Origin of the sequence: Streptomyces sp. NPDC101219 (assembly GCF_044767675.1) — a bacterium.
In the GTDB taxonomy this organism is placed as follows: Bacteria; Actinomycetota; Actinomycetes; order Streptomycetales; family Streptomycetaceae; genus Streptomyces.
The window spans coordinates 24,297-36,800 of the sequence record NZ_JBIWOK010000004.1 but is presented as its reverse complement, the minus strand read 5'-3'; the positions used below and the strand labels follow the sequence as shown (position 1 = coordinate 36,800).

10 protein-coding genes are annotated in these 12,504 nt (G+C 73.1%); 5 read left to right on the top strand and 5 right to left on the bottom strand.

Annotated elements, in window-relative coordinates:
- Positions 1-53 precede the first annotated feature (53 nt).
- The 4 genes from ACIRPP_RS08830 to ACIRPP_RS08815 all read right to left on the bottom strand — a co-directional run bounded on the left by ACIRPP_RS08830 (position 54) and on the right by ACIRPP_RS08815 (position 5,066).
- Positions 54-2,798, bottom strand: coding sequence for a SpoIIE family protein phosphatase (locus tag ACIRPP_RS08830; protein ID WP_403639241.1), 2,745 nt, complete (start codon positions 2,796-2,798; stop codon positions 54-56).
- Between the two features lie 147 nt (positions 2,799-2,945).
- Positions 2,946-3,602 carry a hypothetical protein gene (locus ACIRPP_RS08825; protein ID WP_403639239.1) on the bottom strand — a complete coding sequence of 219 codons (657 nt, stop codon included), beginning with the start codon at positions 3,600-3,602 and terminating at the stop codon, positions 2,946-2,948.
- Positions 3,603-3,909: 307 nt separating this feature from the next.
- Positions 3,910-4,455, bottom strand: coding sequence for a hypothetical protein (locus ACIRPP_RS08820; protein WP_203610367.1), 546 nt, complete (start codon positions 4,453-4,455; stop codon positions 3,910-3,912).
- A gap of 29 nt (positions 4,456-4,484) precedes the next feature.
- Positions 4,485-5,066: an ATP-binding protein gene (locus ACIRPP_RS08815; RefSeq protein WP_403640069.1), complete on the bottom strand. Its 582-nt coding sequence runs from the start codon at positions 5,064-5,066 to the stop codon at positions 4,485-4,487.
- A gap of 187 nt (positions 5,067-5,253) precedes the next feature.
- Here ACIRPP_RS08815 and ACIRPP_RS08810 point away from each other — a divergent pair, with 187 nt between their 5' ends.
- Complete coding sequence (locus ACIRPP_RS08810) at positions 5,254-5,484, top strand: DUF397 domain-containing protein (protein ID WP_164337438.1); 231 nt, start codon at positions 5,254-5,256, stop codon at positions 5,482-5,484.
- A gap of 164 nt (positions 5,485-5,648) precedes the next feature.
- Positions 5,649-6,569, top strand: a complete 921-nt coding sequence (locus ACIRPP_RS08805) for a helix-turn-helix domain-containing protein (RefSeq protein ID WP_403639237.1) — start codon at positions 5,649-5,651, stop codon at positions 6,567-6,569.
- A gap of 127 nt (positions 6,570-6,696) precedes the next feature.
- On the opposite strand, the gene ACIRPP_RS08800 is transcribed toward ACIRPP_RS08805, so the two are convergent.
- Positions 6,697-7,518 carry an SAM-dependent methyltransferase gene (locus tag ACIRPP_RS08800; RefSeq protein WP_403639235.1) on the bottom strand — a complete coding sequence of 274 codons (822 nt, stop codon included), beginning with the start codon at positions 7,516-7,518 and terminating at the stop codon, positions 6,697-6,699.
- A 227-nt stretch (positions 7,519-7,745) separates the two neighbouring features.
- Here ACIRPP_RS08800 and ACIRPP_RS08795 point away from each other — a divergent pair, with 227 nt between their 5' ends.
- From ACIRPP_RS08795 to ACIRPP_RS08785, 3 genes are all read left to right on the top strand, one after another.
- Positions 7,746-10,142, top strand: coding sequence for a molybdopterin oxidoreductase family protein (locus tag ACIRPP_RS08795; protein ID WP_403639234.1), 2,397 nt, complete (start codon positions 7,746-7,748; stop codon positions 10,140-10,142).
- Positions 10,139-10,642 (top strand): hypothetical protein, encoded by a 504-nt coding sequence (locus ACIRPP_RS08790; protein WP_403639232.1) that lies wholly within the window; start codon positions 10,139-10,141, stop codon positions 10,640-10,642. The genes ACIRPP_RS08795 and ACIRPP_RS08790 overlap by 4 nt, the downstream gene beginning before the upstream one ends.
- A gap of 104 nt (positions 10,643-10,746) precedes the next feature.
- On the top strand, positions 10,747-12,447 hold the full coding sequence (locus ACIRPP_RS08785) for a hypothetical protein (RefSeq protein WP_403639230.1): 1,701 nt from the start codon (positions 10,747-10,749) through the stop codon (positions 12,445-12,447).
- The last annotated feature ends 57 nt before the right edge of the window (positions 12,448-12,504 follow it).

Below are 12,504 nucleotides of genomic sequence, written 5' to 3'. Positions count from 1 at the left end.
TGGGTCCCGTCTATGCCCTCATAAGCCCACCTTATGGGATCCCCAGAGTCCCCTTATGAACCGGGGATGGGCTGCTCGGCCCAGATGACCTTGCCCGCCGGGAGATACCGGGTGCCCCAGCGCTCCGAGAGCTGCGCCACCAGGAACAGTCCCCGCCCGCCCTCGTCCGTCATCGTCGCGTACCGCAGGTGCGGCGAGGTGCTGCTGCTGTCGAACACCTCGCAGATCAGATGCCGGTCGCGCAGCATCCGCACCTGGATCGGGTCCCCGCCGTACCGCATCGCGTTGGTGACCAGCTCGCTGAGGATCAGCTCGGTGGTGAACGTCAGGTCCTCCAGCCCCCACTCGGCCAGCTTCCGCGCCACCGCGGCCCGCACCTCCGCGACGGCCGCCGGATCGGACGGCACCGGCCACTCGGCGATCCGGTCCGCGCTCAGCGCCCGCGTGCGCGCCACGATCAGGGCGATGTCGTCGACGGCCCTGGCCGGGCGCCGCGCCTCCAGCACCGCGCGGCAGGTGTCCTCGGGCGACTCCCCGGCCCCTTCCAGCGCCTGCCGCAACTGCTCCAGACCGACGTCGATGTCGTACCGCCGGTCCTCGACCAGCCCGTCCGTGTAGAGCACCAGCCGGCTGCCCTCCGCCAGCTCCAGGTCCGCCGTCTCGAACGGCAGGCCGCCGAGGCCCAGCGGCGGCCCGGCCGGCACGTCCGGGTACTCCACCCTGCCGTCCGGGTGGATCAGCGCGGGCGGCGGATGGCCCGCGCGGGCCACCGTGCACCGGCGGCTGACCGGGTCGTACACGGCGTACAGGCAGGTCGCCCCGGTCACCGGGGCACTGTGCTCGTCCTGCGTCTCGTCCTGGTCGATGCGGGCGACCAGCTCGTCCAGCAGCGAGACCAGCTCCTCGGGCGGCAGGTCCAGCGCGGAGAAGTTGTGGACCGCGGTCCGCAGCCGCCCCATCGTGGCGGCGGCGTGCAGGCCGTGACCGACCACGTCACCGACCACCAGCGCCACCCGGGACCCGGACAGCGGCAGCACGTCGAACCAGTCCCCGCCCACCCCGGCCTGCGCGGGCAGATAGCGGTAGGCGATGTCGAGCGCCGTCTGCTCGGGCAGCGTCCGCGGCAGCAGGCTCCGCTGCAGCGTCACCGCCATGCTGTGCTCCCGCGTGTAGCGGCGGGCGTTGTCGATCGACACCGCCGCGCGCGCCACCAGCTCCTCGCCCAGCGCCAGCTCGTCCTCGTCGAACGGCTCGGCCTTCTCCGACCGCCAGAAGCTGACCACGCCCAGGACGAGCGCCCCCGCCCGCAGCGGCACCGTGATCAGGGAGTGGATACCGAACTCCACCACCTGCCCCGACCGCTCGAAGTCCTGGGCCCGCCAGCCCGGCGCCGCGCCCAGCCGCGGCTCCAGCACCGGCCGCCCGGTGGCCAGGCTGCGCCCCTGCGGGGACGACGCGACGTACCGGATCGCGTGGCCCAGCGGATACAGCGGGGCGTCCTTGCTGATCCCGGCCCATGCCGCACGGCGCAGCGAGGCCGTCGCGTCCGGCTGTCCGCCGTCCAGCACCGGCTCGAACAGGTCCACCGTGGTGTAGTCCGCGAACCGCGGCACGGCCAGCTCCGTCAGCTCCTCCGCGGTGCGCGTGACGTCCAGACTCGTCCCGATGCCGACCCCGGCGTCGTACAGCATGTTGAGCCGCTCCCGGGCGTCCTCCGCACGGCCGGACAGGGCCCGCAGCTCGGTGGAGTCGCGGACCGTGGCGACGCTGCCGGGCGGCCCGCCGGCCCGGTCGGTGGGCCGCTGGTTCACCGCCAGCAGCCGGTCGCCGACCCGGTGCACCTCGTCGGTGACGACCCGGCCCGAGGCCAGCAGCTCGGCGGTGCCGGAGTCCAGACCCAGATCCAGGACCTGCTTGCCCTCGGCGTCGTCGGGGAGCCGGAGCAGCCGGTGCGCCTCGTCGTTGGCGAGCATGAGCATGCCGTCCCCGCTGACGATGACGACGCCCTCCCGCACGGCGTGCAGCACCGCGTCGTGATGTTCGTACATCCGGGTCATCTCGTACGGGCCCAGGCCGTGGGTCTGGCGCAGCAGCCGTCTGCTCACCAGGGCCGCGCCGCCGGTCGCCAGGGCCAGCGCGGCGGCCGCCGCGCTCAGCACCAGCGGCAACTGGTTGTCGGCGGCGCCCCCCACGTTCTCGGTGGTGATCCCGGCGGACACCAGCCCCACGACGGTTCCGTCACCGTCCTCGACCGGCACCACCGCCTGCACGAGCCGGCCGATCGTGCCCTCGATCTCCTCCACCACCGGTTCCCCGGCCAGCGCAGGGCCCAGGCTGCCGACGAACTTCTTGCCGATGCGGTCGGGCTTGGGGTGCGTGTAGCGGATGCCGTCGATGTTCATGACGACGATGAAGTCGACCCCGGACGCCTCGCGGGCCGCCTCCGCTCGCGGCTGGAGCACAGCGGTGGGGTCGGGGGACTCCAGCGCCTCGATGGTTCCCGGCGCGTTGGCGAAGGTCTCCGCGACGGCCAGCGACCGGTTGCGGGCCTCCTGCGTGCTGTCCTTGCGCACCTGGAGCACCAGCGCGACGACGGCCGCCACCACCAGCAGCAGCACGATCACCAGATGCAGGACGAACACCTGTCCGGCGACACTGCGTCCGCTCAGGACCGACCGCAGTGCCGCCGCCGGATGCCCTCGCGGACGGTCGCCCTCCTGCCGCCGCTGCCTCAGGGACGCGACGGAGCCGGGCCGGGGTGACGGCCGGGTCTTGGAGCGACCCACGAGTCGGACCATGTGCCGAGTGTAACTACCGGCCAATGTGGCGCGTCTTCGCCGTGGAACGCGGGACGGCGGGGCGCCGGCCCCCGGCCCCCGTGCGCTCGCGGCCGCCCCCGGCCGGTGCCGTGGCCGGTGGCCGTGGACCGCCCGCCGGGGGATCCGTTACTCGATCGGACCGGTCCAGTGCGGGTCCTCGCCGGGCCAGGCGTCGCCCTGCTCGACCCACGCCGAGTCGAACCGGCTCACGGTGACCACGATCGACCCGGCGTCGCTCTCGGCGATGGCGCGGTCGTCGTGGAAGGTGCCGCTGCGGCCGGGGGCCAGGCGGCCCGTCATGTCCTTGGCGCCCTCGACGGACAGCAAGGTGGTCTCCCCGCCCGTGGTGCCGCCCTCGGTGGTCGTGGCCAGGCGGTCCAGGTCGTAGGGAGCGTCCGTGCCGTTGGTGACCGTGCAGGTGACACGGAAGGCGGTCTGCCCGGCCTCGGGGCGGCTGTCCCACTCCCCGAAGCGGGTGAGCCTCGTGATGCTGTCGACCCTGACCTTCAGGCTGTCCGTGTAGGCGAAGGTGTCACCCACGGAGAGTTCGGTGCCGGGCTGTGCCGAGGAAGGGGCGGCCGACGGGCTGCCGTCGCACTGCTCCATCCACTCGGCCTGGGAGAGGGCGGAGCCGGGGCCGCAGTCCGGTGTGCCGGACACGGACTTCGTGACGGTGGCCGTGGCACGCTGCGCCTCGCCCTGGGGAGAGTCGTCGCTGCTGCACGCGGTGAGGGCGACGGCGAGGACGGCCGTCGCGACGACCGCGGTTCCTCTGAGGTGCATGGGTCCCCCAACTGCTGCTGACCCGTGGAGGGATGGTCCGAGGCCGGCGGGAAGAGGGGACGGCGCACGGTCCTCGACGACGGTGACGGCGCCCGGTGCCGGTTCTGCCCCAAGTCTCCGCCGTGCGGGGGACATCCGCCACTCGGGCCCCGGCCGACGTCCTGCACCCCTGGCGTCACAGGGCCGCGCGCGGTCACCCCCCTGCGGCCGCGCGCGGCCCCTCCGCGGCGCGCGGACCGTCCCCCGGCCATCCGCGCGCGGTCTGTCGCCGGGCCGCCGCCCCCTCACGGTCGGCACCCGGTGTGTGTCAGTCGCCCAGGGCGCGGGCCAGTTCGCTGGTCGCGCGGGCGATCTCGGTGTCCTGCTCGGCCATCAGGCGGCCGAGGTCGCCGCGGCGGGCCCGGACCGCCTGCCGTGCGGCCCGCTCCCAGACCACTGGATTCTCCCGGCGGTTGAGCAGCTTGGGGTACGCGGCGGCGGTGCACTCCCACTGCCGGGCGTCGGCGATCGCCTTGAGGAGCTGGATGATCTGGGGGCGGCAGCTGACGTGCGGCAGCTGGGCCAGCTCCCAGAGGAAGGGGACGGTGGCGGCGGTCGCCTGCTCCACGACGAATCCGTACTGGCAGATCCGTTTCCGCAGGTCCTCCAGAGCGGACCGGGCGGTCTCGGCGTCTCCCCAGGCGATGCCGTTGAGCAGCAGGGGGATGGCCGCCGCCGATCCGGTGGAGTCCTGGATGTCCGCCCACGGCACCCGGGACAGTGCGGTGAGGGGGGTCGTGCGGACCACTCCGGTGGGGGGTGTTCGGCGCACAGGGCGCTCGCTGCTCGGCTGTTCCGTCGAAGCGCTGCGCATGGCGTGGGTGCCTTTCCGCGGCAGTCGTGTCAGATGGGAGGGTGGGTGGACAACCGGGCCCACACCGTCTTGCCCGCCGGGGGAGTGGGGGACCAGCCCCACGCCTCGGAGAGGGCGTCGACGATGCACAGCCCGCGGCCGTGCTCCAGGAGGGAGCCGCTGCCGGGTCTGTGGACGGGCGGACGGTCGTCGGAGTCGGAGACGGTGAGCAACAGGTGGGCCGGGCCCAGCCGGAGGCCGAGCCGGACTTCGGGCCCGCCCGTGCACCGCGGTGCGGCGTGGGTCGCGGCGTTGGCGGTCAGTTCGGTGACGACGAGAGCGGCGTCGTCACCGTGGTGCCCCAGACGCCAGGCATCGAGGGTCCTGCGGGTGAAGGACCGGGCGCGGGCGAACCCCTCCCGGCTGCACTCGACGCGCAGCGCCGCCGAGGCGGACGCGGCGCCGGCCGTCTCCGGCATCGGTGGCGACGCGTGGTGCGGTACCGCGGTGGACGGACCGGCCGCGAGCGCGGTGGCCGGGCCGCAGCCACTCGCCTGAGCTCCCACTCCGGCCGGGGCTCGGAGTACGTGTTGCGCAGGTGATGACACGGCATCTCCCCGATGCGACGTCAGAAACGGTGCGTCAACGAGGGGGTTGACGCCGCAGCTATTATCCACGCTGACAGCGCTCGCGTGCAATTGCACGAGAAATTGCGCGAGATTTTTCGGGTGGGGCGAGTACGGCCGACAGGACTCGGCTCTCCCGGAGTACGGCCGGGCCTCGTGCGCGGCAGGACACGTGAACAGCAAGGAGACTGCGGTGCCAGGAGTGCGGAACGGAGTGCGGGCGAGCCAGTTGGACGCCCACTGGATCAAGAGCCGGCACAGCAACGCCGAGGGCAACTGTGTCGAAGTGGCCCCGCTGCTCGACGGAGGCGTCGCGCTGCGCAACTCCCGTGATCCCGACGGCCCCGCGCTCGTCTACACGGCGGCGGAGCTGGCCGCGTTCCTGGCCGGTGCCAAGGACGGGGAGTTCGACCACCTCGTCTGAGCCGGGCCGGGCCGGTGCCGACCGCCTCGTGCGGACCGGCACCGGCTCGCCCGAACGGAGCTCAACTCCCCACTTCTGGACGGCTTCTCGCCGTCCGATGCGGCGGACGGGGAACAGGTGCGATAGTGTAAATCGCCCTTGTGCCGGTCTGTCTGGGAGTCAGGATGTCCGCCGCGTCGCCGCGTATCTCCCGTCTGGAGCCCTATCTGGAGCGGCCCGAGCCGGCGCCGACCCTGCTGAAGATGCTGGTCGGCGTGCAGCTCGCGGGCTTCCGGGAGGACGCCGGGCTCGCCCAGGAACAGGCGGCCCGCGCCGCCGGGTTCAGTGCGGCCAAGCTGTCCCGCATCGAGTCCGGCAAGGGCCGCCGCCCGCCGACCGAGGCCGACGTCCGCAGCCTGCTGAGGCTCTACGGCACCGACGACTACGAGGCGTCCGTCCTGCTCAAGCTGTTGCGGCGGGCCGGTGAGCCGGGCTGGTGGCAGCGGTACGACAAGCGGCTGATGCCGGAGTGGTTCGACCGGCTCGTGGGCCTGCAGGAGGCCGCGGCGACCATCCGTACCTTCGAGATCCAGTACGTCCCCGGGCTGCTCCAGACCGCCGACTACACCCGCGCGGTGGTGGAACGCGGCCTGCCCAACGCGCCCTCCGGCGAGGTCCGCCGCCGCGTCGAACTGCGCATGCGGCGGGCCGAACTGCTGCTGCGCGCGGGCGCGCCGCAGCTGTGGGCGGTGATCGACGAGTCGGTGCTCCTGCGGGTCCTGGGCAGCGCCGAGGTGATGCGGGAGCAGCTCCGGCACCTGCTGGTCATGGCCGAGCGGCCCAATGTGACCGTGCAGATCGTTCCGCTCAGCGTGACCAACGCCTCCGCCCCCGCCATCCCCGTGACCTATCTGCGCTTCGGCGGGCTCGACCTGCCCGACGTGGTCTACCTGGAGCACATCCGCAGCGCCAACTTCCTGGAGGACCTCGACGAGACGGAGGAGTACCGGATCGCGCTGGACCGCCTCGCCGACGAGGCGCTCAAGCCCCGGGACTCCCTGGAGCTGCTGCGCACCACCATCGCGGAGCGCTACCCCGAGGCGTAGCACCGAGCCGAGCGGGGCGGCCGCCACCGGGCGCGCCCGCCCCGCAGACACGACGACGCCCTCCGCGCGGCCTCGGGGGCCGGGCGAAGGGCGTCGTGCTGTCCGGGGGCCGGCCGGCGGCCCGGGATCAGAGCGGAAGCCGGCCCACGCCGCCGAACTCGATCCACTCGTCCGTCAGCTGACGGGGCGCCACCTCCGTGTCGGGGCGCCAGGTGGAGACCTCCACCAACCCCGGATCCAGGATCTCCAGCCCCTCGAAGTAGCTGTGCACGTCCTTCGGTTCACGCACCCGGCCCCAGTTGCCCTGCGTCGCCTGGTCCATGAAGTTCGTGACGAACTCACGGACCTCGGGGTCCTCGCTGACCAGCTGGCACATCACCATGAAGCTGCCGGGTGCCAGCCGTTCGCGCACCCGGCGGGCCAGGGCGAGCGGGCCGTCGGTGTCGCTGTCCGGGATGCAGTGGAACGTCGAGTTGAACAGCACGCACGCCGGCTGGGAGAAGTCGATCAGACGCTCGGTCTCCGGGTGCCCGAAGATGCCGTCGGTGTCGCGCATGTCGGCCTGGATGACCACGGTGCGCTCGTCCTGCTCCAGCAGGGCGCGGCCGTGGACCAGCACCATCGGGTCGTTGTCGACGTACACCACGTGGGTGGACGGGTCGATGCGCTGCGCGACCTGGTGGACGTTCTCCTGGGTGGGCAGGCCGGAACCGTGGTCCAGGTACTGCCGGATGCCGTACTCCTGCGTGAGGGTGCGCACCACGCGCTGGAGGAAGCGGCGGTTGTTCAGGGCCAGGCGGCGCGTGCTCGGCACCACCTTGTCGAGTTCCTCGGTCGCGGCCCGGTCGGCCGCGTAGTTGTCCTTGCCGCCCAGGTAGTAGTCGTACATACGTGCGGCCGTCGGCACGGTTGCGTCGATCTCGGTGGACAGCTGCTTGCCGGAATGCATCGTTCCCCCTGCGGAGTACCGCGCCAACTGGACTGGCTGGACAGGGAGTACATCCTAGGGAGCCCCGACGGGTCCCGGCCAGCCCGTTGGCGAACCGGCCCCCGAACGAACGGGGCCGGACCGGCCCGCCGCTCCGCAGCGCGCACGGGTGGCCACGGTGCGTGATGACTCGGGTCGCGGAAGCCGGGTACTCACGGCAGAGTCGACTGCGCCGCTGGAGGTGGAGTGTGAACAGCACGCCGGACCGGATCGCGCATCCCTGGGGGACGCGCACCCCCTACGCCGCCGGTACCCCCTGGCCGGTCCGGACGGACATGCACCTGGCCGACGGGATCACCGAGGACGACGTGGAACGCTGGGTGCGGACCGCGTCCATCCTCCACTCCAACGGGGACGCGATCGACATCGCCGTGCGCGAGGGCCGCATCGTCGGCGTGCGCGGCCGCGCCGCCGACCGGGTCAACCGCGGCCGGCTCGGCCCCAAGGACCTCTACGGCTGGCAGGCCAACCACTCGCCCGACCGCCTGACCCGCCCGCTCGTGCGCGAGAACGGCCGCCTGGTGGAGACGGACTGGGACACCGCCATGGAGCGGATCACCGCCCGCACCCGCGGCCTGCTCGACGAGCGCGGGCCCGGCTCGATCGGCTTCTACACCTCCGGGCAGCTGTTCCTGGAGGAGTACTACACCCTCGCCGTCCTCGCCCACGGCGGCATCGGCACCAACCACGTCGACGGCAACACCCGGCTGTGCACCGCCACGGCCGCCGAGGCCCTCAAGGAGACCTTCGGCTGCGACGGCCAGCCCGGCTCCTACGAGGACGTCGACCATGCCGACACCCTCGCCCTGTTCGGGCACAACGTCGCCGAGACCCAGACGGTGCTGTGGATGCGGATGCTGGACCGCCTGGACGGCCCCGACCCGCCCGCGCTGATCTGCGTCGACCCCCGCTTCACCCCCGTCGCCCGCCGGGCCGACGTGCACCTCGCGCCGCGCGCCGGCACCAACGTGGCCCTGCTCAACGCGCTGCTGCACGAGATCATCCGCACCGGCCGGACCGACCGCGCCTACCTCGACGCGCACGCCGTCGGCTTCGACGACCTCGCCGCCGCCGTCGAGAAGTGCACCCCCCGGTGGGCCGCCGAGATCTGCGACGTCCCGGCCGCCGAGATCGAGCGGGCCGCGGAGATCCTCGGCAGCGCCCGCCGGCTGATGTCCACCGTCCTCCAGGGCGTCTACCAGTCCCACCAGGCCACCGCGGCGGCCGTCCAGGTCAACAACCTGCACCTGATCCGCGGCATGCTCGGCCGCCCCGGCTGCGGCCTGCTCCAGATGAACGGCCAGCCCACCGCCGAGAACACCCGGGAGTGCGGCGCGGACGGCGACCTGCCGGGCTTCCGCAACTGGGAGAACCCCCGGCACGTCCGGGAACTCGCCGAGGTGTGGAACCTGGAGCCCGAGGACATCCCCCACTACGGGCCGCCCACCCACGCCATGCAGATGTTCCGCTACGCCGAACAGGGCTCGCTGCGCATGCTGTGGATCAGCGCCACCAACCCGGCCGTGTCCCTGCCCGAGCTGTCCCGCATCCGGTCGATCCTCGCCCAGGAACGGCTGTTCGTGGTGGTGCAGGACCTGTTCCTCACGGAGACCGCCCAGCTCGCCGACGTCGTGCTGCCCGCCGCCACCTGGGGCGAGAAGACCGGCACCTTCACCAACGCCGACCGCACCGTGCACCTGTCCGACAAGGCGGTCGAACCGCCCGGCGAGGCGCGGGCCGACCTCGACATCCTGCTCGACTTCGCGGCCCGCATGGACTTCCGGGACAAGGACGGCGCCCCCCTGATCGGCTGGCACGACGCCGAGTCCGCCTTCGCCGCCTGGCAGCGGTGCAGCGCCGGACGCCCCTGCGACTACACCGGGCTCAGCTACGAGAAACTGCGCCACGGCAGCGGCATCCAGTGGCCCTGCACCGACGAGGCCCCGGACGGCACCGCGCGCCTGTACACCGACGGCATCGCCTGGGCCCACCCCGACCTGTGCGAGAGCTACGGACGGGACCTGGTGACCGGGGGAAGCGTGAACGGCGACGAGTACCGCTCCCTCAACCCCGAGGGCAGGGCCGTCATCAAGGCGGCCGAGTACATCCCGCCGCACGAGGACACCTCCGAGGAGCATCCCCTCCAGCTCGTCACCGGCCGGACCGTCTACCACTTCCACACCCGTACCAAGACCGGCCGCGCCCCCGAACTCAACGCCGCCGCACCGGACGTGTGGGCGGAGATCTCCCCGCGCGAGGCCGCCGCCCAGGGGCTCGCCGACGGCGACCTGGTCCGCATCACCACCCCGCGCGGAGCGATCCGGGCCACCCTGCGCACCACCGCGATCCGCGACGGCATGGTGTTCGTGCCCTTCCACTACGGCTACTGGGACACCCCGGCCGGCCACCGTCCGCCCGGCGACGGCCCCGGCCGGGCGGCCAACGAGACGACCGTTACCGACTGGGACCCCGTCTCCAAACAGCCCCTGTTCAAGACGGCCGCGGCCCGCGTCACCCTCGTCGCCCGCCGCGAGGACCGGGAGCCGGCCGGCGGTGCGGACGGGGCGGAGGGGAGCGCAGCATGAAGGGCGTCGCGCTGGTGCTGCGCCTCCTGCACGACGGCGAACGGGACCTGGAACAGGACCTGCTGGCCGCCGCCTCCCGGCACCGCGTCGAGCACGAGTTCCACCACGTCGCGATCGACGTCGCCCGCTGGTCCCGGGAGCACGCCGCCCGCCTCGCCGAGACCGGCCGCGACCACGGTCTCGACCTGTCCGGCCCGCGCGGCAAGCCCCAGGCGGGTGCCCTCGCCGCCCTGCGGGAGAAGGCGTCCGAGGCCCTCGGCCGGCGCCCCGAGCCGGGCCTGCTCCTGCTGCACGACCTGCGCGACCTGCACCTGTCCGCAGCCGGCAACGCCCTGCACTGGGAGATGCTCGGGCAGGCGGCGCAGGCCGGCAAGGACACCCGGCTCCTCGGGCTGGTCTCCGCCTGCCACCCGCAGACCCTGCGCCAGATGCGCTGGACCGAGACCCTGCTCAAGGTGCTCTCCGCGCAGCTCCTCACCAGCACGTCCCTGCCGGACTGAGCGCACCGGTCGGCACGACGGGCCGCGCGCCGCTATCGTCGGTTGCGTCCCTGCCGACCCCACGGGCGCGGCCACCGGCCGGCCCGTACCCACGGGAGAGCGCCATGAGTGCCACGGACGACTACTACGACCTCGGCACCCACCACCGGCCGGTGACCACCTCCTCCCCGCAGGCCCAGCTCTGGTTCGACCGCGGGCTGGTGTGGACGTACGCCTTCCACCATGAGGAGGCGGTCGCCTGCTTCGAGAAGGCGGTGGCGGCCGACCCCGACTGCGCCATGGCCCACTGGGGCATCGCCTACGCCCTCGGACCCAACTACAACAAGCCGTGGGACGCCTTCGACGGTGACGACCTCGCCCGCACCGTCGAACGCACGCACGAGGCCGTCGAGCGGGCCCACGCGACCGCCGCCCGCGCCACCCCCGTCGAACAGGCCCTGATCGGCGCCCTGCGCGCCCGCTACCCCCGGGACCGGCCCGTCGCCGACTGCTCGGTGTGGAACGAGCCCTACGCGGACCGCATGCGGGAGGTGTACCGGCTCGCCCCCGACGACCCGGACGTCGCCGCGCTGTGCGCCGACGCCCAGATGAACCTCACCCCCTGGCAGCTGTGGGACCTGCGCACCGGACACCCCGCCGAGGGCGCCCGCACCCTGGAGGCCAAGACCGTCCTCGACGCGGCCCTCGCCACCGACGCCGGCGCGCACCACCCCGGCGTCGTCCACCTGTACATCCACCTGATGGAGATGTCGCCGACCCCGGAAGCGGCCCTCACCGTCGCCGACCGGCTGCGCGGCGCCGTACCCGACGCCGGGCACCTGCTCCACATGCCGTCCCACCTCGAAGTGCTGTGCGGCGACTACCGGCGGGTCGTGTCGGACAACGTCCTCGCCACCGCCGCGGACGAGAAGTACCTGGCCCGCGCGGGCGCCATGAACTTCTACACCCTCTACCGGGCCCACAACATCCACTTCACGGTCTACGGCGCGATGTTCGCCGGACTGTCCCGCACCGCCCTGGACGCCGCCGCCCGGCTGGAGGCGGCGGTCCCCGAGGAACTGCTGAAGGTGGAGAGCCCGCCGATGGCGGACTGGCTGGAGGGCTTCCTCGCCATGCGGGTGCACGTGCTGATCCGCTTCGGCCGCTGGGACGACATCCTGGCCCTGCCCCTCCCCGAGGACCCGCGGCTGTACTGCGTGACCACCGCGATGCTGCACTACGCCCGCGGGGTCGCCCTGTCCGCGACCGGCGCCGTCGACCGGGCCGAGGAGGAACGCACCGCCTTCCGCGCGGCCGTGGAGCGGGTCCCCGCGACGCGGATGCTGTTCAACAACACCTGCGCGGACATCCTCGCCATCGCCTCCGAGATGCTGGACGGCGAACTCGCCTACCGCAAGGGTGATCACGACGAGGCGTTCGCCGCCCTGGAACGCTCCATCCACCTCGACGACAACCTGCCCTACGACGAGCCCTGGGGCTGGATGCAGCCGACCCGGCACGCCTACGGGGCGCTCCTGCTGGAACAGGGGCGGATCGAGGAGGCCGAGGCGGTCTACCGCGCCGACCTGGGACTGGACCCCACCCTGCCCCGCCCGTTGCAGCACCCGGGCAACGTCTGGGCGCTGCACGGCTTCCACGAGTGCCTCGTGCGCACCGGCCGGACGGCGGAGGCGGCGATCGTGGCCCAGCAGCTGAAGACGGCGGCCGCGGTGGCCGACGTGCCCATCGACGCGTCCTGCTTCTGCCGGCTGCAAACGCGTCCCGCGGAGCCGGCCGCCGCCGCCGGCGGCTGCCACTGCCCCTGACGTCCACGGCGCACGGCACCCCGCACGCGCCGACGCCCGGGGCCCGGCCGCGACGGC

Coding starts and splice junctions, on each gene's coding strand:
- ACIRPP_RS08805 (WP_403639237.1), top strand. CDS start 5,649: ATGTCCGCCGCGTCGCCGCGTATCTCCCGTCTGGAGCCCTATCTGGAG.
- ACIRPP_RS08800 (WP_403639235.1), bottom strand. CDS start 7,518: ATGCATTCCGGCAAGCAGCTGTCCACCGAGATCGACGCAACCGTGCCG.
- ACIRPP_RS08785 (WP_403639230.1), top strand. CDS start 10,747: ATGAGTGCCACGGACGACTACTACGACCTCGGCACCCACCACCGGCCG.
- ACIRPP_RS08820 (WP_203610367.1), bottom strand. CDS start 4,455: ATGCGCAGCGCTTCGACGGAACAGCCGAGCAGCGAGCGCCCTGTGCGC.
- ACIRPP_RS08830 (WP_403639241.1), bottom strand. CDS start 2,798: ATGGTCCGACTCGTGGGTCGCTCCAAGACCCGGCCGTCACCCCGGCCC.
- ACIRPP_RS08825 (WP_403639239.1), bottom strand. CDS start 3,602: ATGCACCTCAGAGGAACCGCGGTCGTCGCGACGGCCGTCCTCGCCGTC.
- ACIRPP_RS08790 (WP_403639232.1), top strand. CDS start 10,139: ATGAAGGGCGTCGCGCTGGTGCTGCGCCTCCTGCACGACGGCGAACGG.